Source organism: Pseudomonas sp. MT3 (assembly GCF_054720805.1).
The window spans coordinates 61,721-83,590 of sequence record NZ_JBTVPY010000010.1 but is presented as its reverse complement, the minus strand read 5'-3'; the positions used below and the strand labels follow the sequence as shown (position 1 = coordinate 83,590).

26 protein-coding genes are annotated in these 21,870 nt (G+C 64.5%); 12 read left to right on the top strand and 14 right to left on the bottom strand.

Translation table 11 applies throughout. The features are described from left to right. Positions 1-222: 222 nt before the first annotated feature. Positions 223-1,137 (bottom strand): VTT domain-containing protein, encoded by a 915-nt coding sequence (locus ACYCAX_RS12345; RefSeq protein ID WP_015478350.1) that lies wholly within the window; start codon positions 1,135-1,137, stop codon positions 223-225. A gap of 297 nt (positions 1,138-1,434) precedes the next feature. On the opposite strand from ACYCAX_RS12345, the gene ACYCAX_RS12340 reads away from it, so the two are divergent. After that, complete coding sequence (locus ACYCAX_RS12340) at positions 1,435-2,751, top strand: OprO/OprP family phosphate-selective porin (RefSeq protein ID WP_460248134.1); 1,317 nt, start codon at positions 1,435-1,437, stop codon at positions 2,749-2,751. Positions 2,752-2,845: 94 nt separating this feature from the next. Here ACYCAX_RS12340 and ACYCAX_RS12335 read toward each other — a convergent pair whose 3' ends face one another. After that, positions 2,846-3,310 (bottom strand): GNAT family N-acetyltransferase, encoded by a 465-nt coding sequence (locus ACYCAX_RS12335; RefSeq protein ID WP_460248133.1) that lies wholly within the window; start codon positions 3,308-3,310, stop codon positions 2,846-2,848. Positions 3,311-3,455: 145 nt separating this feature from the next. Between ACYCAX_RS12335 and ACYCAX_RS12330 the strand changes: the two genes are divergently transcribed. Beyond that, positions 3,456-4,595, top strand: a complete 1,140-nt coding sequence (locus ACYCAX_RS12330) for an acyl-CoA dehydrogenase family protein (protein WP_460248132.1) — start codon at positions 3,456-3,458, stop codon at positions 4,593-4,595. A 42-nt stretch (positions 4,596-4,637) separates the two neighbouring features. Further along, on the top strand, positions 4,638-5,819 hold the full coding sequence (locus tag ACYCAX_RS12325; RefSeq protein ID WP_460248131.1) for a CaiB/BaiF CoA transferase family protein: 1,182 nt from the start codon (positions 4,638-4,640) through the stop codon (positions 5,817-5,819). A gap of 6 nt (positions 5,820-5,825) precedes the next feature. Here the strand turns inward: ACYCAX_RS12325 and ACYCAX_RS12320 are convergent, their stop codons facing one another. From ACYCAX_RS12320 to ACYCAX_RS12310, 3 genes are all read right to left on the bottom strand, one after another. After that, complete coding sequence (locus ACYCAX_RS12320) at positions 5,826-6,323, bottom strand: SprT family zinc-dependent metalloprotease (RefSeq protein WP_015478345.1); 498 nt, start codon at positions 6,321-6,323, stop codon at positions 5,826-5,828. Positions 6,324-6,586: 263 nt separating this feature from the next. Beyond that, on the bottom strand, positions 6,587-7,183 hold the full coding sequence (locus ACYCAX_RS12315) for a Yip1 family protein (RefSeq protein WP_015478344.1): 597 nt from the start codon (positions 7,181-7,183) through the stop codon (positions 6,587-6,589). Positions 7,184-7,344: 161 nt separating this feature from the next. Next, a complete protein-coding gene (locus ACYCAX_RS12310) occupies positions 7,345-7,941 on the bottom strand; it encodes a DNA-J related domain-containing protein (protein ID WP_015478343.1) in 597 nt (198 codons plus the stop codon). Between the two features lie 101 nt (positions 7,942-8,042). Here ACYCAX_RS12310 and ttcA point away from each other — a divergent pair, with 101 nt between their 5' ends. The 6 genes from ttcA (at position 8,043) to ACYCAX_RS12280 (ending at position 12,350) form a co-directional block, all read left to right on the top strand. After that, positions 8,043-8,870: a tRNA 2-thiocytidine(32) synthetase TtcA gene (gene ttcA / locus ACYCAX_RS12305; RefSeq protein WP_015478342.1), complete on the top strand. Its 828-nt coding sequence runs from the start codon at positions 8,043-8,045 to the stop codon at positions 8,868-8,870. Between the two features lie 23 nt (positions 8,871-8,893). Then, a complete protein-coding gene (locus tag ACYCAX_RS12300) occupies positions 8,894-9,565 on the top strand; it encodes a DNA-3-methyladenine glycosylase I (protein WP_460248130.1) in 672 nt (223 codons plus the stop codon). Positions 9,566-9,593: 28 nt separating this feature from the next. Next, positions 9,594-10,358, top strand: a complete 765-nt coding sequence (locus tag ACYCAX_RS12295) for an NAD-dependent deacylase (protein WP_460248129.1) — start codon at positions 9,594-9,596, stop codon at positions 10,356-10,358. Between the two features lie 75 nt (positions 10,359-10,433). Further along, complete coding sequence (locus ACYCAX_RS12290; RefSeq protein ID WP_015478339.1) at positions 10,434-11,057, top strand: C40 family peptidase; 624 nt, start codon at positions 10,434-10,436, stop codon at positions 11,055-11,057. An 81-nt stretch (positions 11,058-11,138) separates the two neighbouring features. Continuing rightward, a complete protein-coding gene (locus ACYCAX_RS12285) occupies positions 11,139-11,669 on the top strand; it encodes a C40 family peptidase (RefSeq protein ID WP_460248128.1) in 531 nt (176 codons plus the stop codon). An 18-nt stretch (positions 11,670-11,687) separates the two neighbouring features. Next, positions 11,688-12,350 carry an O-methyltransferase gene (locus ACYCAX_RS12280; RefSeq protein WP_460248127.1) on the top strand — a complete coding sequence of 221 codons (663 nt, stop codon included), beginning with the start codon at positions 11,688-11,690 and terminating at the stop codon, positions 12,348-12,350. Positions 12,351-12,475: 125 nt separating this feature from the next. Here the strand turns inward: ACYCAX_RS12280 and ACYCAX_RS12275 are convergent, their stop codons facing one another. The 5 genes from ACYCAX_RS12275 to ACYCAX_RS12255 form a co-directional block, all read right to left on the bottom strand. Further along, positions 12,476-13,174 (bottom strand): pirin family protein, encoded by a 699-nt coding sequence (locus ACYCAX_RS12275; protein WP_460248126.1) that lies wholly within the window; start codon positions 13,172-13,174, stop codon positions 12,476-12,478. A gap of 137 nt (positions 13,175-13,311) precedes the next feature. Continuing rightward, positions 13,312-14,067: an L-cystine ABC transporter ATP-binding protein TcyN gene (gene tcyN, locus ACYCAX_RS12270; RefSeq protein ID WP_015478335.1), complete on the bottom strand. Its 756-nt coding sequence runs from the start codon at positions 14,065-14,067 to the stop codon at positions 13,312-13,314. Beyond that, complete coding sequence (gene tcyL, locus ACYCAX_RS12265) at positions 14,064-14,735, bottom strand: cystine ABC transporter permease (protein WP_460248169.1); 672 nt, start codon at positions 14,733-14,735, stop codon at positions 14,064-14,066. The genes tcyN and tcyL overlap by 4 nt, the downstream gene beginning before the upstream one ends. Next, the gene (gene tcyJ / locus ACYCAX_RS12260; RefSeq protein ID WP_460248125.1) at positions 14,735-15,535 is read right to left on the bottom strand and encodes a cystine ABC transporter substrate-binding protein; all 801 of its coding nucleotides are present in this window, start codon (positions 15,533-15,535) and stop codon (positions 14,735-14,737) included. Before tcyJ ends, tcyL begins: the two co-directional genes overlap by 1 nt. A 117-nt stretch (positions 15,536-15,652) precedes the next feature. Beyond that, positions 15,653-16,654, bottom strand: a complete 1,002-nt coding sequence (locus ACYCAX_RS12255) for a D-cysteine desulfhydrase (protein WP_294977049.1) — start codon at positions 16,652-16,654, stop codon at positions 15,653-15,655. Positions 16,655-16,919: 265 nt separating this feature from the next. Here ACYCAX_RS12255 and ACYCAX_RS12250 point away from each other — a divergent pair, with 265 nt between their 5' ends. The 3 genes from ACYCAX_RS12250 to ACYCAX_RS12240 all read left to right on the top strand — a co-directional run bounded on the left by ACYCAX_RS12250 (position 16,920) and on the right by ACYCAX_RS12240 (position 18,112). Further along, a complete protein-coding gene (locus ACYCAX_RS12250) occupies positions 16,920-17,375 on the top strand; it encodes a hypothetical protein (protein WP_460248124.1) in 456 nt (151 codons plus the stop codon). A 79-nt stretch (positions 17,376-17,454) separates the two neighbouring features. After that, entirely contained in the window at positions 17,455-17,661 is a 207-nt protein-coding gene (locus ACYCAX_RS12245; protein WP_015478330.1) for a hypothetical protein, read from the top strand. Positions 17,662-17,857: 196 nt separating this feature from the next. Next, complete coding sequence (locus ACYCAX_RS12240) at positions 17,858-18,112, top strand: hypothetical protein (protein ID WP_015478329.1); 255 nt, start codon at positions 17,858-17,860, stop codon at positions 18,110-18,112. A gap of 143 nt (positions 18,113-18,255) precedes the next feature. On the opposite strand, the gene ACYCAX_RS12235 is transcribed toward ACYCAX_RS12240, so the two are convergent. From ACYCAX_RS12235 to ACYCAX_RS12220, 4 genes are read right to left on the bottom strand one after another with little or no spacing between them, the layout of a single operon-like run. Continuing rightward, positions 18,256-18,894, bottom strand: a complete 639-nt coding sequence (locus ACYCAX_RS12235) for an ABC-type transport auxiliary lipoprotein family protein (protein WP_460248123.1) — start codon at positions 18,892-18,894, stop codon at positions 18,256-18,258. Then, complete coding sequence (locus ACYCAX_RS12230) at positions 18,891-19,829, bottom strand: MlaD family protein (RefSeq protein WP_460248122.1); 939 nt, start codon at positions 19,827-19,829, stop codon at positions 18,891-18,893. Before ACYCAX_RS12230 ends, ACYCAX_RS12235 begins: the two co-directional genes overlap by 4 nt. 1 nt (position 19,830) lies before the next feature. Beyond that, a complete protein-coding gene (locus tag ACYCAX_RS12225) occupies positions 19,831-20,616 on the bottom strand; it encodes an ABC transporter ATP-binding protein (RefSeq protein ID WP_460248121.1) in 786 nt (261 codons plus the stop codon). After that, complete coding sequence (locus ACYCAX_RS12220) at positions 20,613-21,761, bottom strand: ABC transporter permease (protein WP_460248120.1); 1,149 nt, start codon at positions 21,759-21,761, stop codon at positions 20,613-20,615. The genes ACYCAX_RS12225 and ACYCAX_RS12220 overlap by 4 nt, the downstream gene beginning before the upstream one ends. Positions 21,762-21,870 lie beyond the last annotated feature (109 nt).

The following is a 21,870-nucleotide window of genomic DNA, read 5'->3' as shown; positions in this document are numbered from 1 at the left end:
TCTCCCTCAGGGAGAGAGGGCAGACCGTGCCGGCTGAGACCGAGATTTCCTCCTGCACCGAACGGCCCCCTCTCCCCCTGGGAGACGACTGCATGGATGCAGGAGGTAGAGCGACGCAGGATGCCAAAGCCGAGGCTGAGGGGCCCCCCCGAGCGCAGATATATCTCGTAGCGGACTCCGTCCGCGATCAGCCCGTCTACCAAGCGATTGGCGGATAAATCCCTAGCGCGGTCCCTGCGCGTGCCACGCATCCAGCCCGCCCGACAGCGCCCAGGCGCGCGGATGTCCCGAGGCCTGCAGGCGTTCGGCGAGCATGGCGGCAGAGAGTTCGTGGGGACAGGCGCAGTAGATCACCACGTCCTGGCCTTCCAGGCTGCCGTGCAACTGGTCCAGCGGCGTGTCGAGGCCGAACGGGATGGAGCCGGGGATCGCTTCGCCATCGAGCTGCGCACGTACGTCGAGGATCAAGGGCGGCTGGCCGGCGTCGAGGCGGGCGCGCAGCTCGCCGACGCTGATGCGCGGGATCCGCGAAGTGCGGCGCAGCAGGCTGAAGCGCTGCCAGAGTTTCCAGGTGATGAACAGGGCGAAGGCGCCGAACAGCAGTGCCGCGCCAAGGCTGGCGTATTGGGTGAGCCAGCCGAGCACATGGTCCACCGCGTCGCTGAAGATGCTGCCGATCATCAGGGCCGAGCCGGCCCACAGCGCGGCGCCGGCGCAGTCGTAGCCGAGAAAGCGCGGCGGCGGTGTGCGGGTCATCCCGGCCATCGTGGTGGTCAGCGCGCTGGCTCCGGGGAGAAAGCGCGAGATCAGCAGCGCGCGCGGACCGATGCGCAGGTACAAGCTCTGGCTCTGGCGGATGCAGCTGTCCGGCGACAGCGAAATCTTGCACGCGCTGCGCAGCATGAAGCCGCCGTAATGCCGGCCGGCGAAGTACCAGATGAAATCGGCGATCAGGCAGGCGACGACGGCCACCGCCAGCGCTTCGCCCAGTGGTACGCCGCTGCCTTGCAGGGCCAGCGCGCCGGCAACGATCAGGGCCGGGTAGGCCGGAATCGGCAGGCCGAGCTGCTCCAGCAGGACGTTGAGGAACAGCAGGGAGAGGCCGTGCTGCTGGATCAGGGGTTGCAATTCATGCATGGGGACGCCTGAAGGCAAGGTCGTTCAGTGGGAGGTGGAAGCATACCGCCAAAGCGCGATCGGAAAGAGCCCGGGACCCAGTCGGGCGTGGCTCAGGATTCTTATGACTCAAAGAAATCAAAAGTTCCTCTGTAATAAAAGTTTTATCTACGAGCAACTGATCTGAAATAACCCCTCGCCAAGATTCCCAGCAACACAAACGGGGGCCGCCAGACGGCCTGTGCGAGACCTTGGGGGCCGCGCAGCAGCCAGGCACTCGGCGTGTTCAACGCTAAATACCATTAAGGGGAATCTTCGATGATCCGTAAGCACTTCGCCGGTTACGCCGCCACTGCCCTGGCACTGGCCGTTTCCGCCCAGGCTTTCGCAGGCACAGTCACCACCGATGGCGCCGATATCGTTATCAAGACCAAGGGCGGCCTTGAGGTCGGCACCACCGACAAAGAATTCAGCTTCAAGCTGGGTGGCCGTCTGCAAGCGGATTACAGCCGTTTCGATGGTTTCTACACCAAGAATGGCAACGATGCCGACGCCGCGTATTTCCGCCGCGCCTACCTGGAACTGGGCGGCACCATGTACCGCGACTGGAAATACCAGATCAGCTATGACATGGCCCACAACTCGGGTAACTCGGACAACGGTTACTTCGATGAAGCGTCCTTCAGCTATATCGGCTTCGCCCCGGTCACCCTGAAGTTCGGCCGCTTCGACCCGGACTTCGGCCTGGAAAAAGCCACCAGCTCCAAGTGGGTTACCGCCACCGAGCGTAACTCGGCCTACGAACTGGCTGACTGGATCAACACCCACCAGGACGGCATGGGTGCCCAGGTTGGCGGCGTCGTCGCCAACATGGCCTACCTGGATGCCGGCGTGTACGCCAAGGACGCCGACGACACCGACGGCGACAGCGTCAAGCAGTTCAACTTCCGTGGTGTGTTCGCGCCGATGAACACCGACGGCAACGTCCTGCACCTGGGCGTGGACTACGCCTACCGCGATCTGGACGACACCGCCTTCGACTCCCGCATCCGTCCGCGTCTGGGCATGCGCGGCGTTTCCACCAACGGCGGTAACGATGCCGGCGAAAACGGCAACCGCGCGACCTTCGGCGGCGCCACCCTGAGCCCGGCCGGTTCCTACAAGGACGACTCCACCTGGGGTGCTGAATTTGCTTACGCCTTCGGCCCGTTCTCCGCTCAGGCCGAATACCTCAAGCGCAAGCTGAAGGCCGACGCCGATGCCTACCAGGACATCAAGGCTGACGGTTACTACGGCCAGTTGGCCTACACCATCACCGGCGAGTCCCGCGTGTACAAGCTCGATGGCGCCAAGTTCGACACCATCAAGCCAGCTGACAAGCAGCTCGGTGCCTGGGAAGTCTTCTACCGCTACGACCACATCAAGGTCGATGACCCGAACGTGACCGTGGCCACCGCTACCCGCGATGTTGGCGACACCAAGGCCAGCACCAACACCATCGGTGTGAACTGGTACGCCAACGAAGCGGTGAAAGTCTCCCTCGACTACGTTCACGTCACCACCGATGGCATTCGCAACGCCAACGGCGACGATGACGGCAACGGCGTCGTGACCCGTCTGCAGTACGTGTTCTAAGCAGCAATCGTTGTACCGTTGACTCCTTTGTGTGAACCCCCGCCTTGGCGGGGGTTTTTTATGGAAGTCGGAAAGCGTTTCCGCGCGGTTTGCCTCAGCGGAATCCGGGGCGCGCCGGCCGTCGTTGGAATTCGAATTCGAGCAGCTCATCGAACGGATTGCCCATTTCCAGGCGCGTCCAGCCCAGCTTGATGAGGAAAGCCAGCGCTGCCGGGTTGTCCGGCCTCACGCTGGCCCGCCACAAGGGGCTGCTCTGCAGTTCCGGTTGGCTCATCACCAGCGCCATCACTGCGCGTCCGACGCCTGAGCCGCGCAACTCCGGGCGTACCGCGAGGTCAGTGACGAAGTAGTACGGATGCGCCGGGGTAGGCAGGCAAACCCCTACCACCGCGATCAGCTGGCCGCCGCGCAGAATGCTGTACTGGGCCTTGTCCGCATCCTTCAGTACCTGTTCCAGCCAGTAGCGATCCATCGGACCGAGTTGCGCATCGAGCAGCGGATCGGCGAACCAGCTTTCGTACGGCGGGATGTCCTCTGCCTGGAAAGGACGAATCTGCATGCGGGTGCTCTCCGGTGCAGCCTTGGGAAGTTTCACCCTCGCATCCGCTGGGCGAATGCGTCAATCGACCCTGAGCGCTCGCGTCATTGAGGCCGCGCGCGGCCAGCACCTACCCTGCGGGCACTCAACCCACCGGGAGTCGACCATGCTGCGCAATCACTTCGAGACCGAGCACAACCTGTTCCGCGATGCGTTCCGAGCCTTCCTCGACCGGGAAGTGGTGCCTCACCAGGAAGAATGGGAAGAGGCCGGCGTGGTAGACCGCAGCGTCTGGCGCAAGGCGGGGGAGATGGGCTTCCTGCTGCCCTGGGCGGAAGAGGAGTACGGCGGAACCGGTCTGAAGGATTTCCGCTACGAACAGATCATGTGCGAGGAACTGGCCGCCATCAACGAGCCGGGCTTCATGATTCCGCTGCACTCGGCGCTATGCGGCCCCTACATCGCCGAGTACGGCAACGCCGAGCAGAAGGCCCGCTGGATGCCGGGGATCATTCGCGGCGAAAGCATCCTGGCGGTGGCGATGACCGAGCCGTCGGCCGGCTCCGACCTGGCCGGCATGCGCACCACGGCGGTGGACAAGGGCGACCACTTCGTCCTCAACGGTTCCAAGGTGTTCATCTCCAACGGCCTGCTGGCGGACCTGGTGATCGTCGCGGCCAAGACCGATCCGGCGAACAAGCACGCGATGGGTCTGTTCGTGGTCGAGCGCGGCATGGAAGGCTTCGAGCGTGGGCGCAACCTGAAGAAGCTGGGCATGAAGAGCCAGGACACCGCCGAGCTGTTCTTCAACAATGTGAAGGTGCCGAAAGAGAATCTGCTGGGCGACGCCAAGGGCGGCTTCTTCTACCTGATGAACATGCTGGCGCAGGAGCGCCTGACCAACGCCTGTGGCGCGGTAGCCGGTGCCGAGGCGGCGCTGAACGCGACCGTCGACTACGTGAAGGAACGCAAGGCCTTCGACCGCCCGGTGGCGCACTTCCAGAACACCCGCTTCAAGCTCGCCGAGATGCGTACGCAGATCGACGTCGCGCAGGTCTTCACCGACCGTTGCGTGATGGACCACAACCAGAAGAAGCTCACCCCCGAAGTGGCCGCCGAGGCCAAGCTGTTCACCACCGAGCTGTTGTGCAAGGTGGTCGACGAAGGCGTGCAACTGCACGGCGGCTGGGGTTACATGTGGGAGTATCCGATCTGCAGGATGTACGCGAATGCGCGTATCCAGCGCATCTTCGCCGGTACCTCGGAGATCATGAAAGAGATCATCAGCCGCGGCATGAAGCTCTGAGGCGCGGCGCCCACGCATCGATTGAGCGAAACAGGAGTGCCCATGAACGGCCCGCTCGCCTCCCTGAAGATTCTCGACTTCTCCACCCTGCTGCCGGGGCCGTTCGCCTCGTTGCTGCTGGCCGACATGGGCGCCCAGGTGCTGCGCGTGGAGTCGCCCACTCGCATGGACCTGGTGCGCGTACTGCCGCCTCACGTGGACGGCACCTCCGCCAGCCACGCCTACCTCAATCGCAACAAGCGCAGCATCGCGCTGGACCTGAAGCAAGCCGAGGCGGTGGAGGTGGTGAAACAACTGGTGCAGGAATACGACATCGTGCTGGAGCAGTTCCGCCCCGGCGTGATGGACAAGCTGGGCGTGGGCTACGAGGCGCTCAAGGCGATCAACCCGAAGCTGATCTACGTGTCGATCACCGGATACGGCCAGACCGGGCCGCTGCGCGACCGCGCCGGGCATGACATCAACTACCTGGCCCTGGCTGGCGTCGCCAGCTACACCGGTCGCCGCGAGAGCGGCCCGCTGCCGCTGGGTGTGCAGCTGGCGGATATCGGCGGCGGCTCGCTGCACGGTGTGATGGGCCTGCTTGCTGCGGTCATCCACCGGCAGCAGACGGGGGAGGGACAGCAGGTCGACGTGAGCATGACCGACTGCGCCTTCAGCCTGCATGGTATGGCGGGGGCGGGCTATCTCGCGGCGGGCGTGGAGCCGGAGATGGAAGGCCTCGCGCTCAACGGCGGCAGCTTCTACGACTACTACCGTACCCGCGATGGTCGCTGGTTCTCGGTGGGCAGCCTGGAGCCGCAGTTCATGCAACAGTTCTGCGCCGCCATCGGCCGCCCGGAGTTGGCCGCGCGCGGGCTTTCGCCCAAGCCGGAAGAGCAGCAGGCGCTCAAGCGCGAGATCGCCATCGAGTTCGAGAAGCAGGATTTCGAGGAGTGGCGTGAGCGTTTCGCGGCGCTGGATGCGTGCGTCGAGCCGATGCTGTCGCTGGCGGAGGCGGTGGAACACCCGCAGTTGCGCGAGCGCGGAGTGGTCACGCAGGTGCCCAATGGCCAGGGCGGCGCGCAGCGACAGGTGGCCTGTCCGATCCGCTTTTCCGCCGGCCTGCCCGAACCGCGCCATATCGGTACCGCACTGGGGGCGCACACGGCGGAGGTGATGGCGGAGCTGGGCTATTCGGCCGAACAGGTCGAGGCGTTGAAGGCGGCGAAGGTCATCGCCTGAGCGGTATCACTCGCGGCGGGTTTCGCCGGTGAACACCAGCGTCGCGCGGCAGCGCCGGCAATAGTAGCGGCGACCCTGGGCGACCAGATTGTGGCGCTGGGCGGAAAAGGGAAATTCGTTGCCCTCGCCGCAGTGGCAGCGGTACAGGTAGCGGGTAGCCCGGCGGCGCTTGATCTCGTAGGTGTGGCAGCGGTCCGGCGGCAGGCCGTAGATGCCGCGCATGATCAGCTGCCACTCCTCGCCATGCGGGCGAATGCGCGGGCCGAACATCTGGTGGGCGATCAGGTGGGCCACTTCATGGGCCACGGTCTGCTCAAGGAAGTGTTCGTGGTTTTCCCGGTACAACTGCGGGTTGAAGCGCAGCAGGTTTTCATCGAGGTGGGCGACGCCGGCCTTCTGGCCGCGTAGCCGGAAGCTCACTTCCGGGCGGGGAAAGCGCCGCTGGAAGAAGGCTTCGGCCTGCTGGTAGCAGGCTTCGACGCGAGCGTTGAGCTGTTCAGGCATACAGTGGTTCTCCGACGGGGGCAGATTATGCCGCAGTCGGAGCGCGGGTGGCGGATTTCTCGTGGCCGCTCGTCCGGGGTGCAGGTTCAGGCAAGCCGGGAAGCCTTTCAGGCAAGTGGCCTTCCCTGTAGAGCGGACTCTGTCCGCGAGGCTTCCTTGCTGGCCAGACGGCCGGATCGCGGACAGAGTCCGTTCCTACGAAAAGCAGTGGTGCAAAAGAAAACCGGGCCACTGGGACCCGGTTTTTCATTCAAGGATGGGAATCAGGTGTATTCCGGGCCGACACCGCTGCCCCAGAGGATTACCGACAGGGCGATCATCGCCACCAGCACCACCAGCCCCACCGCCAGCACGGAGCTGGAGAACAGGAAACCTTCATCCCTGGGAATGTTCATGAAGGTCGGGATGCCGACGTAGAGCAGGTACACGGTATAGCAGATCGCGGCGGTGCCGATGATCATGCCCAGCCACAGGTGCGGATAGAGCGCCGCCAGACCGCCGATGAACAGTGGGGTGGCGGTGTACGCGGCGAATACGATGCATTGGGTCAGCGACGGCGCCGCATCGTAGGTGCGTGCCATCCAGTGGATGAAGGCGCCCATCACGGCGACGCCGGCGAGCATGGCGATATAGGTCATGATGGTCAGCTGTATCGCACTGGCGGGCGTCAGCTTGACCGGTCCTGCGTTGCCCAAGACCCAGCCGACCTGTGTGGTGCCGATGTAGGCGGAAATGACCGGGATGGCCGCGAGGATCAGAACGTGGGTCAGGTACATGTGGCTGATGGATTCTTCCTCGCCACGGATGTCCTGCCATTCCTGATCGGGATGGGTGAAGAGCCCCCACACATGATGGATCATGTCAGCATTCTCCTCTTCTTATAGAAGGCCGCCCCCCAGCAAGACCCCCGGAGACGCGTAGCCAGCGTCATCCGGTGTCCGACCGACCTATGCGGCCTTATGACGCAGTATAGGGAGGGCTGGAGGGGGCGTCGTCCGTGGGGTTAGAGCAAATGGAAGTTTCACGGGCGGCTGTAATAGCGCTCCAGAATTTCCATCGCCTTGTTGATCGACTGCAGGCGCGTGGTGCTGCCGCCCCGATCGGGATGGTGCTGGCTGACCAACTGGCGGTAGCGCAGCTTGATCAGCGCATAGTCCACCGGGCCGTCTTCCAGCTCGAACAGGGCCAGCGCGGCGGCTTTTTCCTCGTTGCCCTGCATACGCGTCCAGAAGCTTTCCAGCAGCTTCTCCACGTCGCGCTCGGTGGTTTCCTTCAGGTGTCTTTCGTCGAGGTAGTAGGTGCGCAGGGTGTCTTGCTCGCCGAGCGCCTGCGCGCCGCTCATGTAGGGGGAGAGGCGGATCTGCAGCGGGCCGATCTCCAGGTGCGCGGCACTCTCCGCCCACAGGCGGTCGCGCAGCCGATAGAGCGCGTTGAACACCAGGAAGTGAGTGCGGAACAGCACCAGCTTGTCGGTCAGCGCCAGGTTCGGAACATGCGTGGAATGCCGCGCCTTCAACTGCTGGATGAGCTGAAATTCGGAGAGTCCGTCAGGCGCTTCCTGCAGTAGCTGCAGGAGCTGGTCCGTCAGGTCGAGGGAAGGATCGAGGTCGGGCGTCATGCTGTCAGATTAGCAGTAGCCCGATAGAGGGGCTGGGGTACGCGTCGCTTTGCGCGTAAAATGACCGGCTTTTCGTCTTGCCCTTCGGATTCCAGAACATCATGGCCAGCACCCTTTCGGTCAACCAGAACAAACTGCAGAAACGCCTGCGCCGCCAGGTTGGCGAAGCGGTCACCGACTTCAACATGATCGAGGACGGTGACAAGGTGATGGTCTGCCTGTCCGGCGGCAAGGACAGCTACACCCTGCTGGATATCTTGCTGTACCTGCAGAAGGTGGCGCCGATCCAGTTCGAGATCGTCGCGGTGAACATGGACCAGAAGCAGCCCGGCTTCCCCGAGCATGTGCTGCCGCAATACCTGGAATCCATCGGCGTGCAGTATCACATCATCGAGAAGGACACCTACTCGGTGGTGAAGGAGAAGATCCCGGAGGGCAAGACCACCTGCTCGCTGTGCTCGCGCCTGCGCCGTGGCACCCTCTACACCTACGCCGACGAGATCGGCGCGACCAAGATGGCGCTGGGGCACCACCGCGACGACATCCTGGAAACCTTCTTCCTTAATATGTTCTACGGCGGCACCCTCAAGGCCATGCCGCCCAAGCTGCTGTCCGACGACGGTCGCAACGTGGTGATCCGCCCGCTGGCGTACTGCAACGAGAAGGACATCGAGGCCTACTCGGTGCTCAAGGAATTCCCGATCATCCCGTGCAACCTCTGTGGCTCGCAGGAAAACCTGCAGCGCCAGGTGGTCAAGGAGATGCTGCTGGACTGGGAGCGCAAGTCGCCGGGCCGCACCGAGATCATGTTCCGCGCGCTGCAGAACGTGGTGCCGTCGCAACTGGCCGACCGCGACCTGTTCGACTTCAACAGCCTGCGCATCGACGAGGCGGCGACCCCGCGCTTCCTCGATGTGATGAACCTGTAAGAACGCCCCCGCAAGGACGCCCGATGCGCGATTACCCGTGGCTGTATGAGTATTGCCTGAACCGCTTCGGCTCGGTCGAAGCGCTGGAAGCCCGCCTGCCGCAAGCCAGGTCGCCGGCTGAACTGGCGGCGGTAGGCGATGACCGCTACCTGTCGCTGATCAGCCTGCGTATCTTCCGCGCGGGGCTCAAGCACAGCCTGGTGGACGCCAAGTGGCCGGCCTTCGAGGAGGTCTTCTTCGGTTTCGATCCGGAGAAGGTCGTGCTGATGGGCGGCGAGCGCCTGGAAAACCTGATGCAGGACACCCGGCTGATCCGTCACCTCGGCAAGCTCAAGAGCGTGCCGCGCAACGCCCAGATGGTCCTCGACATCGCCCGTGAGTACGGCAGTTTCGGCAAGCTGCTGGCGGACTGGCCAGTGAGCGATATCGTTGGGCTGTGGAAGCTGCTGGCCAAGCGCGGCAACCAGTTGGGCGGCATGTCGGCGCCGCGCTTCCTGCGCATGGCCGGCAAGGACACCTTCGTGCTCAGCGACGATGTGGTCGCGGCCCTCAAGGCCCAGGACATCGTCGACAAGGCGCCCACCAGCCTGAAGGACCTCGCCCAGGTGCAGGCCGCGTTCAATACCTGGCAGGAACAAAGCGGTCGCCCGCTGTGCCATATCTCGATGATGCTGTCGTACACGGTCAACCATTGACGCGCGGCCTGGCCGCGGAGGAGGGCGCATGGATTCGGCGATCGAACGCACCGGCGCGGCACTGGCCTGCGCCGAACGCATCCTGGTGATCACCGGCGCCGGCGTCTCCGCCGATTCCGGCATGCCCACCTACCGCGGCCTTGGGGGCCTCTACAACGGTCGCACGGAAGAAGGACTGCCCATCGAGGCGGCGCTTTCCGGGCCGATGCTGCGCGATAATCCGGCGCTGTGCTGGAAATACCTGGCGGAGCTGGGCAAGGCATGCATCAACGCGCGACCCAACGCTGGCCACGAAGCGATCGCCGAGCTGCAGCGGCTCAAGCCGGAGTGCTGGGTGCTGACGCAGAACATCGACGGTTTCCATCGCCGCGCGGGCTCGCCGGTGGAGCGCCTGATCGAGATACACGGCGAACTGGCACCGCTCTATTGCCAGTCCTGCGGCCAGGAAAGCGCCGAGCTGGCCGAGCACCTGCAACGTCCGCTGCCCCCGCGCTGCGAGCGCTGTGCAGGCGTGCTGCGCCCGTCGGTGGTACTGTTCGAGGAGATGCTGCCGGAAGCGGCGATCGACACGCTCTACGCGCAACTGCGCAAGGGATTCGATGCCGTATTGCTGGTGGGAACCACCGCGAGCTTCCCCTACGTCATCGAGCCGGTGATGCGGACGCGGGCCGCTGGAGGCTTCACCGCCGAGGTGAATCCGGGGCTGACCGACCTGAGTTCAGTGGTCGAGGAAAGAATGCAGGGTCGAGCCTTAGACATTATGCCGCGCCTGTTGAGTCACATTCCGCGATAAAAAACTTGCATTGGTCTCATTGAGCGGGCAAATTAGCCCGCTAACTAATGGAACTAATGAGACACGGTCGTGCCCATGCTTAAACGCTTCGCACCCCTCGTGCCCATGAGTTTCGTTCTGCTGCTGGCAGCTTGTGCCAGCCATTCGCCGGAATCGCAGCAAAGCCAGGTCGCCGCATCGTCGACCAGCCGCGCCGCTTTTCTCCAGATTGACCAGAATAAGGTCACGCAGGCGGATGAGTCGCAGGACGAGGGGGCCAAAAACTATAACGGCAGTTCGACCACGCACGTATCCGATATCCTGGATCGCGCGTTCTCGCTGATCGGTACACCGTACCGCTTCGGTGGGAAATCGGAACGGACTGGTTTCGATTGCAGCGGCTTCGTGGGCTATCTGTTCCGCGAAGAAGCAGGCATCAACCTGCCGCGCTCCACGCGCGAGTTGATCAATATGGACGTCCCGCTGGTCTCCAAGGAAGACCTGCAACCGGGCGACCTGATCTTCTTCAATAATCGTGGTCGCGGTCGGGTGAGCCATGCCGGCATCTATATCGGTGACGGCCAGTTCATCCACTCCGCCAGCCGCCGTAGCGGTGGGGTGCGGGTGGACAGCCTGGACGAGAGCTACTGGCGCCTGAGCTACATGGAAGCCAAGCGCGTACTCGAACCGGGTTACGAACCCAAGACGGTGAGTCGCTAAACTTAAAGTTTTACTTTAAGTATTGCGTTCAACTCACTGTCGGTGCAAAGTGATGGCATTCCTTCGCAGGGATGCCATCACATGCTTTCGCCACAGCGCATCATCCTTCTCGCGTTTCTCGCTTCCCTGGCCGCCTGTGCCAGTCGCACTCCGCCATCGCCGCCGCCCGTGGTGAATGCGCCTTCGCTCCCTGCCTACAATTCGCAAGCCGCCGATGACATTCTGATCCGCGCCATTGGCCTGGTCGGTACCCCTTATCGCTGGGGCGGCAACACGCCCGATGGCGGCTTCGATTGCAGCGGCCTGATCGGTTATGTCTACCGCGATGCCACCGGCCTGCAACTGCCGCGTTCGACACGCGAGATGATCACCCTGCGCGCTCCCACCATCGGCCGCGAATCCCTGCAGAGCGGCGATCTGGTGTTCTTCGCCACCAGCGGTGGACGTGGCGTGAGCCATGCGGGTATCTATGTCGGGGAAGGGCGCTTCGTCCATGCGCCCAGAACGGGTGGAACCGTACGCCTGGACAGCCTCGACAGCGCCTATTGGCAGAAAGCCTTCCTGGAAGCCAAGCGCGTCCTCGCCGTGCAGAGTATCGCCCTTCATCCCTGATCGTTTGCGGGAGGGGCCATGACGACACGCACACTGAACCTGGACGATACCCTCTACCAGTACCTTCTCGACGTGTCCCTGCGGGACTCCGCGATCAAGGCTCGCCTGCGCGCCGAGACCGCGGCGATGCCGACGGCGCGCTGGCAGGTTGCGCCTGAACAGGGGCAGTTCCTTGCGCTGCTGGTGAAACTGATCGGCGCCCGGCGCATCCTCGAAGTGGGCACTTTTACCGGCTACAGCGCACTGTGCATGGCCGAGGCGCTTCCCGCCGACGGACATCTGCTGTGCTGCGATCTGCCCGGTGACTACAACGAGATCGCCCGTACCCACTGGCGGGAGGCGGGTGTCGATTCCCGTATCGAACTGCGCCTGGGGCCGGCGTTGTCCACGCTGGAGAGCCTGATGGCCGGGGGCGAGAATGGTTGCTTCGATCTGGTCTTCATCGATGCCGACAAGGCGCGCTATCCCGCCTATTTCGAGTGCGCCCTGAGTCTGTTGCGCAGTGGCGGGCTGGTGGTCTTCGACAATGTGCTGTGGAGCGGCCGGGTGCTGGAGGTCGAGCCTGAGAGCGAAGATACGCGCGCCATCCAGCGGCTCAACCGGGCGTTGAAGGACGATGCCAGGGTCGATTACTCGCTGGTGCCGATCGGCGATGGCATGAGTCTTTGCCGCAAGCGGTGACATTGTCGATCAGAACGCAGCTCCGTATCGAATCGATAGTTCTGCCGGGAGAGATCCTCCTTCGGCCACCCGACGCAAAAAAGGCACGCCAGATGGCGTGCCTTTTTCGTTTCTGGTGCGTGCCGTCAGGCAACGTCGACCAGGATGACTTCGCTGTCTTCCAGCGCCGTCACCTTCACCACGGCTTCGTTGGCGATAGCCGCGCCGTCGCGAGCCTCCAGCTCCACGCCATTCACTTCCACCTTGCCGGTCGCCGGCACCAGGTAGGCGCGGCGCTCGCTGCCCAGTTCGTACTCGGCACTCTGGCCGGCCTTGATGGTCGCCGCGACCAGACGGCCATCGGCGCGGATGCGCAGGGCATCGACGTCGCTCTCATAACCGCTGGCCAGGGTGACGAAGCGTCCGGCGCGGTCGCCCTTCGGGAAGGGCTTGGCGCCCCAGGACGGCGTGCCGCCGCGTACCGAGGGGATGATCCAGATCTGGAAGATCCTGGTCAGGTCCTTCTCGAGGTTGTACTCGGAGTGCACGATGCCGGTCCCGGCGCTCATGACCTGCACGTCGCCGGCTTCGGTGCGGCCCTTGTTGCCCAGGCTGTCCTGGTGGGTGATCGCGCCCTGGCGGACGTAGGTGATGATTTCCATCTCGCGGTGCGGGTGCGGCGGGAAGCCGGTGCCGGCGGCGATTTCGTCATCGTTCCAGACGCGGAGGTTGCCCCAGTCCATGCGCTCGGTGTCGTAGTACTCGGCGAAGGAGAAGTGGTGCTTGGCGTTGAGCCAGCCGTGGTTGGCGCCGCCGAGTTGCTGGAAGGGTCTGCGTTCGATCATGGCGAAGTCCTCATGGGCACGGCCGGCGGAATCACCGGCCCGTGCGGTTCATGGGAGCTATGTTCCATCGCATTTGATAGATATAAAAGCGCAAATATCCGAGCTAATAGATCGAATGTTACGATTGTTTGCGGGATTCAGGAGCCGTCTCGGGTAAGGAATTTGCTAAGGAACTGCCGCGTGCGTTCCTCCCTCGGATTGGAGAACAGTGTCTTGGCATCGCCCTGCTCGACGATTACGCCCTTGTCGATGAAAATCGCCCGGTTGGCCACGTCGCGGGCGAAACTCATCTCGTGGGTGACGATGACCATCGTGCGTTTTTCCTGCGCCAGGCCGCGAATGGTCGCCAGCACCTCTCCGACCAGTTCAGGATCGAGCGCCGACGTCGGTTCGTCGAACAGGATCACGTCCGGCTGCATCGCCAGGGCGCGGGCGATGGCAACGCGCTGCTGCTGGCCGCCGGAAAGTCGCTTGGGATAGGCGTCTTCCTTGCCGGCCAGGCCGACCTTGGCGAGCAGGGCGCGGGCGCGTTGCTCGGCCTGGGCGCGGGGCTCCTTCTTGACGATCACCGGGCCTTCGATCACGTTCTCCAGCGCCGTGCGGTGCGGGAACAGGTTGAAGTTCTGGAACACGAAGCCCACGTGCTGGCGCAGCTTGCGGATCAGGCCCTGCTGCCCGCTGAGCGGACGCGAGGCGTCGATGCGGATCTCGCCGACCTGGATGGTGCCGCCGTTGGGGGTTTCCAGCAGGTTGAGGCAGCGCAGCAGGGTGGTCTTGCCGGAGCCGCTGGGGCCGATGATCGCAACCACTTCGCCGGGCTCGACGGTCAGGTCGATGCCCTTGAGCACCTCCTGGCCGCGGAACTGCTTGGTCAGCTGGCGTACTTCGATCATGCGTCGTGCTCCTGGTCATGACGGTTGACCCGGTCTTCCAGGCGGTTCTGCAGGTGCGACAGGATGCTGGCGAGGATCCAGTAGATCAGCGCGGCAGCGAGGTACATGGTGAACACCTCGAAGGTGCGAGCGGTAATCAGCTGGGCCTGGCGGAACAATTCCGGCACCTGGATGGTGGCGGCCAGGGCGGTGTCCTTGACCAGCGAGATGAAGCTGTTGCCCAGCGGCGGCAGGGCAGTGCGCGCGGCCTGCGGCAGGATCACCCGGCGCAGGGTCTCGGCGCGGGTCATGCCGATACTGGCGGCGGCTTCCCACTGGCCCTTGTCGATCGAGCCGATGGCGGCGCGGAGGATTTCGCAGACGTAGGCGGCCATGTTCAGCGAGAAGCCGATCAGCGCCGCCGGCAGCGGGTCGAGTTCGATACCGGCCTGGGGCAGGCCGTAATAGATCATGAAGAGCTGGACCAGCAACGGCGTGCCGCGGAAGAACGACACGTAGATGCGGGCAAGCCAGCTCAAGGCGATGAAACCGTACAGGCGCATGAGTGCCAGCACGAAACCCAGCAGCAGTCCGAAGAACATGCCGCCTACGCTGAGGACTACCGTGAAGACCGCGCCCTTGAGCAGGAAGGGCGCGGAATCCAGCGCAAGCTGCAGGCTTTCTTCGATCATTGGGTGACGTCAGCCTGGAACCACTTCTCCGACAGTTTTTTCAGCGTGCCGTCGGCCCGGAATTTCTCGATGGCCTTGTTCAGCGCCGCGAGCAATTCGGGGTTGCCCTTGCGCAGGGCGATGCCTGCTTCCTGGCGGGCGAAGGGGGCGCCGGTCAGCGCCATGGCACCCTTGGTCTTGTTGACCATGTCGAAGGCCGCCAGGCGGTCCACCAGGATTACGTCGATGCGCCCGCTACGCAGGTCCTGGAACTTGGTCGGGTCGTCTTCGTAGGTACGCACGTCAGCCTGCGGCACGTGTTCGCGCAGCCACTGTTCGTAGTTGGTGCCCAGGCCTACGCCGACTTTCACCCCGGCGAGTTTTTCGGGGGCGTCGTATTTGCCTTCGTCACCCTTGCGCACCAGCGCCTGGATGCCGGAAACGGTGTAGGCGTCGGAGAAGTCGTACTTCTTCTTGCGCTCCTCGGAGATGGTCACCTGGTTGATTACCAGGTCCAGGCGCTTGGATTCCAGCGCGGCGAGGATGCCGTCCCACTTGGTCGGCTGGAGCTTGGCGGTGACGCCCAGTTCCTTGGCGATCAGGTGGGAGAAGTCCACTTCGAAGCCGGCGAGTTTGCCGTTCTCGTCCTGGAAGCTGAAGGGCGGGTAGGTGCCCTCGAGACCGACGCGGACTTCGCCCTTGGACTTGATCTGGGCGAGCAGGTCGTCGGCGGCCTGGGCCTGGCCGAACAGGCTGGCGCCGAGGGTGAGGGTCAGGCCGGCAAGCAGGAAATGACGTCGCAGTGCGGAGAAGGTCATGGTGAGCCCCGTTTTTGGTGTTTTAAGCAGGTTAGTCAACGCGTGGCGACTATAGGGTCGTAGTTGTTATGCAATAAAATAATAAAAGATTACATACTTAGCTGGATTTGCTCGGATTCATCCTGCCGGGTGGTAAGCGAACAGCGCCGGCGAGCCTCCGGTGTGCAGGAACAGCAGGGGCCCCTGCTGGGCGAAACGCTGGCGGGCGACGCCATCGAGCAGGCCGGCCATTGCCTTGCCGGTGTAGACCGGGTCGAGCAGCAGTCCTTCGTGGCTCGCCAGCAGGCGCAGCGCATCCAGCGTGCCGGCGTTGGGCTCGCCGTAGCGCGGTGCGAAGTACTCATCCCAGAGTTCCACCTTCGGCGCCTTGGCCGTGTCCTGGCCAAGCAGTTCCAGCGTGCGCTGGATCAGGCCTTCCACTTTCGGCCGCTGCGCGGCGTCGGTGCGCGAGACGGTCACGCCGATCACCGGCAGTTCCGGCAGGGCATCGGCCAGTGCCACGGCCAGTCCGGCATGGGTGCCGGCGCTGCCGGAGGCCAGCACCACGGCGGCGAAGCGCTGGCCGCTGTGGCGGATCTGCTCGGCCAGCTCCAGCCCGGCGCGTACGTAGCCCAGCGCACCGAGGGCGTTGGAGCCGCCAATCGGTACGAGGTAGGGCTTGCGGCCTTCGCGCAACAGGCGCTCGCCGGTCTGCTGCAACAGTTCGTCGGCGGTGTCCAGGTTGGCGACCACTTCGACCTCGGTGCCGAACAGGTCGAGCAGCAGGCGGTTGCCGTTGCTCAGGTAGTTGTGGTCGGCGGTGCCGATGGGGTTTTCCAGCAGCGCCATGCAGCGCAGGCCCAGCTTGGCTGCCACCGCGGCTGTCTGGCGTACGTGGTTGGACTGGATCGCCCCCGCCGTCACCAGGGTGTCGGCGCCGGCGCGCAGAGCATCGGCGGCGAGAAACTCGAGCTTGCGCACCTTGTTGCCGCCCAGTGCGAAGGGCGTGGCGTCGTCGCGCTTCACGTGGATATCGCGGCCCAGCCGGGCGGAAAGCCGCTCCAGCTTTTCCAGCGGCGTCGGGCCGCCGGCCAGTTCGAGACGAGGGAAGCGGGAGAGCGATTCGCGCAGGGAGCTCATGTGGGAATCCCGGATCAATCCTGTGAAACGGTCACGATAGAGCGACAGACGCGCATCGGCAATGCACTGGTGGCGCGCATGACGCGGTGTCGCAGCGGAATGTCGCGTCTGGCTGGTGCAACGGGGTGGCGCAGGAATGCCGCGGGCTGTGAATCAATGTGCGGACAGCCGTGCGGCGAACCGCTACGCTCCATCTTCAGACCCGGAACGCCAGCGTTGAACCGGGCAGATGACGAGAACATTCATTCCAGGGGCGGGACATCCAATGACACCAGTTGTAATTCCGGTCGCCAGCAGCCGAGGTTCGCTGCGGCGCTTGTGCATCCTGTTGCTCGGCAGCGTTGCGCTGCTGCTGGGGGGCATGGCTCCGGCCCATGCCGACCGCATGCTGCCCTCGGGCATGATGGTGGGCTTCGTCGACAACGCGGTCTATCCGGTGATCACCCTTAAGCGCCCCAAGCCGAGTCTGCTGCGGCAGGTAATCACGCTCGGGTTCTACAAGAGGACCATCAGCTATCCGCTGTCGGTTTCCGTCCGCATCCGTGACGAGGACAACCGCTTCATGGTTCACGGGCTGTTGCCGAAGATCAACGGCAAGTTCGTCGGCCTCAAGCTCGGCCTGGACCAGCGGATCAACCAGATCTGGGTGATGACCTATGAGGAAGCGTCCGAGTACGTCACCCGCCCGGATACGCTCTTCCCGCCGACCGGAGGGGCGTGAACGGCATCGCCTGCAGCCGGAACGGGGCTGGATCGGCTATCATGTGTGCCGTTCCAGTCTCTTGTAGAACCCCAGACCCATGACTTCCTCTCAGCAGCCGCCCCGCGACGACAGCGCGGAATCCACTCAAGACGCTTCCACGCTGTCTCTGACCGACCTCGCCAAGGCCGCCCTGGCGGCACAGAAACAGGCGAGTACGGCCTACCAGCACCGCAAGCCGCACGACAAGGCTGAATTCCGGCCACCGCATCCGCGCGGCTCCCGCCGCTCGATGGGCAAGCGCTGAGACGACCTTCCGCCGGTAAGCCCTTCAGGCAAGGTATTTGTCGGGGGCTTGCAGGCTGAACTGCATCGCCGCGTTCGGGTCGAACTCCCACCGCCATGCACCGGCGGTCGTTCGAATCACCAGCCCGCTTTCGCGAAGCCGTCAGGGAATGACAGACGCGCCGCCCGTCCGGCGCATCGCGTAGCAAGGAGAAGCCATGAAATACCTGATCCCCGTACTGTCCCTGCTGGCCCTGGGTGGTTGCATCACCATGACCGGCAACTACGAAGTCAGCGCCCACGACGAGGCAGGCAACGCCCTGGGCAAGGGCAAGTTCCTCGCCCACGGCAGCGGCATCTATACCGTGCGCAACTCACTCTGCTCGGTGTACCCGAAGGCCATCGTGACCATCCGTGACGTGGACACGGACCAGGAGCTGGAGGGCGAGAGCCCGTACCATTGCCACAAGTAGCGGCAGGCTGGCCAAGGGGGCTTTGGCGTCCCCACTGGAGCGCTCGTGCGCGAGCAAGCTCGCTCCTACAGATAATCCGTGCCTTTGTGCAATAGACGGCTCGCGGGCGGCCCCTGCCGGTATCAATCAGCTCAGGCCACGGCTCAGTTGTCGGCTTGGGCTGGCTGCCCGAGCTTCTGCGCCTGCCCCTGCAGCAATGTCCACTCCACCACCTGCGCGGCGAGCTGGTCGGCGGCCTTGCCAAAGGCGGTGACCACTTCCGCCACCTGCTTGCCGTCCACCGCCTGACGAACCTCGAAGCTGCGCGAGGCGACGATGCGCTGGCCGAGCGTGCGCACCAGGCGCGCGTCGTAGCGGATGTGGATCACCGGTTTACCGTTCTGGTATTCGCTCTGGAAGGCGCGCAGTTCGCCGGTGAGGTCGAGGTCGGCCTGCAGGCTGTTTTCGTCGCTGCTCAAGGCTCGGATGCTGCCGTTGGCGGTGAAGGCGTCGAGCAGGCGATCGCGCAGCAGGCCGGGGGCTCGGTTGCTCCAGCGCGCGCCCTGGTAGCTGTTGAGCTGATTGCCCTGCGGGATCACGGCGATGCGGTTGCTGTCCAGTGCGAGGCTCGCACTGGGCGCGCTGACCCGCAGTGACCAGTCCACCGCCGCGTTGTCGCGCTGCGGTTGCTGGGCGGCCGGCAGCAGGTAGAAGTCCGGGGTTTCCGCTTCCGGAAGAATCGAGCAGGCGCTGAGCAGTCCGAGCAGGGCGGCGACACCGAGCAGGCGGGGAAGGGCGATCATGGCTGGAACTCCTTGTTGCGTTCGCGGCCGAGCAGGTAGCCAGCGGGGTTTTCCTGCAGGCGCCGGGTGACGCCGCGCAGGTCCTCCAGGGTGGCACGCAGTTCGCGCACGGCGGGGCCCATTTCGCCCAGTCCGCTGAGGCCGCCGTTCACCGCGTCGTAGTTGTTGTTGAGCAACTGCTCGATCCGCTCGCTGCTGACGCGCAGGGCGGCCAGGGTTTTCTGGGTGTCGTCGAGGATGACCGGGCCGCGGGCGCCGAGGGTCTGGTTGGCGCGTTCGAGCAGTTCGCTGGCGTTGGCCAGGGTGATGCGCGCCTGCTGGCTGGCGGCGGCCAGCTCCTTGACGGTCTGGCGGATGTCGCCGCGCTGCTCGGCGACCACGCTGGTGGCCTGGTCGATGTGGTCGAGGGTGCGGCTGATGTGGTCGACGTTCTCCTGGGAGAACAGGCGGCTGGCGTTGGTGAGCAGGTTGTTGACGTTGGTGGCGATGTCTTCGCCATTGGCCAGGAGTTTGGCCAGCGGCGAGGGGATGGTCTTGATCACCGGGATGCTGCCGTCCTGGCTGACCAGCGGCGGGCTGTCCTGGGCGGCGCTGGAGAGCTGGATGATGGCCTGGCCGGTGACGCCGGTGAGCGCCAGCTTGGCGCGGGTGTCTTCGCGGATCGGCGTACTGTCGTAGACGCGGATGCGCGCGCGGACCTTGCGCGGGTCGTTCGGGTCCAGGCGCAGGGACACCACGTCGCCCACGCGGATGCCGCTGTACTGCACGGTGCCGCCTTCGGAGAGGCCGGTCACCGCCTCGTTGAAGATCACGTCGTAGAACTTGAATTTCTGGTCGTTGCTCGACTGGGCGAGCCACAGCGCGAAGAGCAGCGCGCCGATCGAGACGATCAGGGTGAACAGGCCGATCAGCACGTGATGGGCGCGGGTTTCCATGTCAGTTTTCCTCCCGCAGGGGCTGTGTGGCCTGCTGTGCGGCACGGCCGCGCGGGCCGTGGAAGTAGTCCTGTACCCAGGCGTCGTTGGTCTGGGCGACTTCGCCGAGCGGGCCCACCACCAGCACGCGTTTCTGCGAGAGCACGGCGACGCGGTCGCAGATGGTGTAGAGGGTGTCCAGGTCGTGGGTGACCAGGAATACGGTGAGGCCGAAGGCGTCGCGCAGGGTCAGGATGAGTTGGTCGAAGGCCGCCGCGCCAATGGGATCGAGGCCGGCGGTGGGTTCGTCGAGGAACAGGATGTCCGGGTCCAGGGCCAGGGCGCGGGCCAGGGCGGCGCGCTTGACCATGCCGCCGGAGAGTTCGGCGGGGTACTTGGCGCCGGCATCCGGCGGCAGGCCGGCGAGGGAGATCTTCACCTTGGCCATGAACTCGGCGTCGGCGCGGGACAGGCCCGCATGCTCGATCAGCGGCAGGCAGATGTTCTCGCTCACGCTCAGCGAGGAGAACAGCGCGCCGTTCTGGAACAGGACGCCGAAGCGTCGCTCCAGCTTCGAGCGCTGCGCCGGCGGCAGTTCCAGCAGGTTCTGGCCGAACACCTGGACGCTGCCTTCGCTGGGCTGGCGCAGGCCGATGATGCTGCGCAGCAGCACCGACTTGCCGGTGCCCGAGCCGCCGACCACGCCGAGGATCTCGCCCTTCATCACATCCAGGTCGAGGTGCTCGTGCACGGCGTGGGTGCCGAAGCGGTTGGCCAGGTCGCGGACGACGATGATTGGTTCGCTCACCAGCCCATCTCCATGAAGAACAGCGCGAACATGGCGTCCAGCAGGATCACCACGAAGATCGACTGGACCACGGCGGAGGTGGTGTGTTCGCCCACCGACTGTGCGCTGCCGCTGACGCGGAAGCCTTCCAGGCAACCGATCACGGCGATGATGAAGGCGAACACCGGGGCTTTGACGATGCCCACCAGGAAGTGCTGCACGGCGATGTCGTTCTGCAGCATGTAGAGGAACATGCGCGGCGAGATGTCCAGGCTCAGGGCGCAGACCACGCCGCCGCCGAAGATGCCGGCGATCATCGCCAGGAAGGTCAGCAGCGGCAGGGCCAGCAGCAGTGCGAGCACCCTGGGCAGGACCAGCAGCTCCACCGGGTCCAGGCCCTGGGCCTGGATGGCGTCGATCTCCTGGTTGGCCTTCATCGAGCCGATCTGCGCGGTGAAGGCGCTGGCGGTGCGGCCCGCCAGGAGGATGGCGGTGAGCAGCACGCCGAATTCGCGAAGGAAGGAGAAGCCCACCAGGTCGACGGTGTAGATCGCCGCGCCGAACTTCTGCAGCACCGTGGCGCCGAGGAAGGCCACCACCGCGCCGACCATGAAGGTCAGCAGGGCGACGATGGGCACGGCGTCCAGGGCGGTCTGTTCCATGTGCGCGGCCAGCGAGGTGATGCGCCAGCGGCGAGGGCGCAGCAGGCTGCGCATCAGCGTCTGCAGGGTCAGGCCGATGAAGCCGAGAACGCCGACCAGGTGATCCCAGAAGGTGATGGTGGCGATGCCGATGCGTTCGAGTATGTCGACCAGCGCGTTGCCCGGTGGCGGTGCCTTTTCATCGAGCCGGCACTGGGTGATGGCGCCGCCCACGGTGCGCAGCAGCGCCTGGCGCTCGGGCGGCAGGTTGCGGGCGATCTGCTCGAGCTGGCTCATCCGCGCGCCGCCGATGACTTCGGCGAGCAGCGCGGCGCCGGCGGTGTCGAGGGCGCCGAGTTCGCTGAAGTCGAGGGTGGCGATGTTCTGTCGCTGCTCAGCCAGCCCGCGCATCTGTTGCTGCAGGCTGGTGAAATGGGCGAGCGTCCAGTCGCCGCTGACGTGCAGCAGTGTCTGGGTGGCGGATGAGTCCAGCCGGAGCTGGCCGGCTTGAGCGGGCGCGATCATGCAGGGAGTCTAGCGAAGTTCTTCGATGGAGCCATTCGTCGGGTGGGTCTGGTTCTCGTAACGGGATATTTCTGGACTTTGTTAGCAAGCTAACTAAAATTCGCCCGGT

Coding starts and splice junctions, on each gene's coding strand:
- ACYCAX_RS12325 (WP_460248131.1), top strand. CDS start 4,638: ATGAACGGCCCGCTCGCCTCCCTGAAGATTCTCGACTTCTCCACCCTG.
- ACYCAX_RS12290 (WP_015478339.1), top strand. CDS start 10,434: ATGCTTAAACGCTTCGCACCCCTCGTGCCCATGAGTTTCGTTCTGCTG.
- ACYCAX_RS12250 (WP_460248124.1), top strand. CDS start 16,920: ATGACACCAGTTGTAATTCCGGTCGCCAGCAGCCGAGGTTCGCTGCGG.
- ACYCAX_RS12230 (WP_460248122.1), bottom strand. CDS start 19,829: ATGGAAACCCGCGCCCATCACGTGCTGATCGGCCTGTTCACCCTGATC.
- ACYCAX_RS12245 (WP_015478330.1), top strand. CDS start 17,455: ATGACTTCCTCTCAGCAGCCGCCCCGCGACGACAGCGCGGAATCCACT.
- ACYCAX_RS12285 (WP_460248128.1), top strand. CDS start 11,139: ATGCTTTCGCCACAGCGCATCATCCTTCTCGCGTTTCTCGCTTCCCTG.
- tcyJ (WP_460248125.1), bottom strand. CDS start 15,535: ATGACCTTCTCCGCACTGCGACGTCATTTCCTGCTTGCCGGCCTGACC.
- ACYCAX_RS12340 (WP_460248134.1), top strand. CDS start 1,435: ATGATCCGTAAGCACTTCGCCGGTTACGCCGCCACTGCCCTGGCACTG.
- ACYCAX_RS12310 (WP_015478343.1), bottom strand. CDS start 7,941: ATGACGCCCGACCTCGATCCTTCCCTCGACCTGACGGACCAGCTCCTG.
- ACYCAX_RS12240 (WP_015478329.1), top strand. CDS start 17,858: ATGAAATACCTGATCCCCGTACTGTCCCTGCTGGCCCTGGGTGGTTGC.
- ttcA (WP_015478342.1), top strand. CDS start 8,043: ATGGCCAGCACCCTTTCGGTCAACCAGAACAAACTGCAGAAACGCCTG.
- ACYCAX_RS12300 (WP_460248130.1), top strand. CDS start 8,894: ATGCGCGATTACCCGTGGCTGTATGAGTATTGCCTGAACCGCTTCGGC.
- ACYCAX_RS12335 (WP_460248133.1), bottom strand. CDS start 3,310: ATGCAGATTCGTCCTTTCCAGGCAGAGGACATCCCGCCGTACGAAAGC.
- ACYCAX_RS12220 (WP_460248120.1), bottom strand. CDS start 21,761: ATGATCGCGCCCGCTCAAGCCGGCCAGCTCCGGCTGGACTCATCCGCC.
- ACYCAX_RS12320 (WP_015478345.1), bottom strand. CDS start 6,323: ATGCCTGAACAGCTCAACGCTCGCGTCGAAGCCTGCTACCAGCAGGCC.
- ACYCAX_RS12235 (WP_460248123.1), bottom strand. CDS start 18,894: ATGATCGCCCTTCCCCGCCTGCTCGGTGTCGCCGCCCTGCTCGGACTG.
- ACYCAX_RS12315 (WP_015478344.1), bottom strand. CDS start 7,183: ATGATCCATCATGTGTGGGGGCTCTTCACCCATCCCGATCAGGAATGG.
- tcyN (WP_015478335.1), bottom strand. CDS start 14,067: ATGATCGAAGTACGCCAGCTGACCAAGCAGTTCCGCGGCCAGGAGGTG.
- ACYCAX_RS12345 (WP_015478350.1), bottom strand. CDS start 1,137: ATGCATGAATTGCAACCCCTGATCCAGCAGCACGGCCTCTCCCTGCTG.
- ACYCAX_RS12255 (WP_294977049.1), bottom strand. CDS start 16,654: ATGAGCTCCCTGCGCGAATCGCTCTCCCGCTTCCCTCGTCTCGAACTG.
- ACYCAX_RS12280 (WP_460248127.1), top strand. CDS start 11,688: ATGACGACACGCACACTGAACCTGGACGATACCCTCTACCAGTACCTT.
- ACYCAX_RS12295 (WP_460248129.1), top strand. CDS start 9,594: ATGGATTCGGCGATCGAACGCACCGGCGCGGCACTGGCCTGCGCCGAA.
- ACYCAX_RS12330 (WP_460248132.1), top strand. CDS start 3,456: ATGCTGCGCAATCACTTCGAGACCGAGCACAACCTGTTCCGCGATGCG.
- ACYCAX_RS12275 (WP_460248126.1), bottom strand. CDS start 13,174: ATGATCGAACGCAGACCCTTCCAGCAACTCGGCGGCGCCAACCACGGC.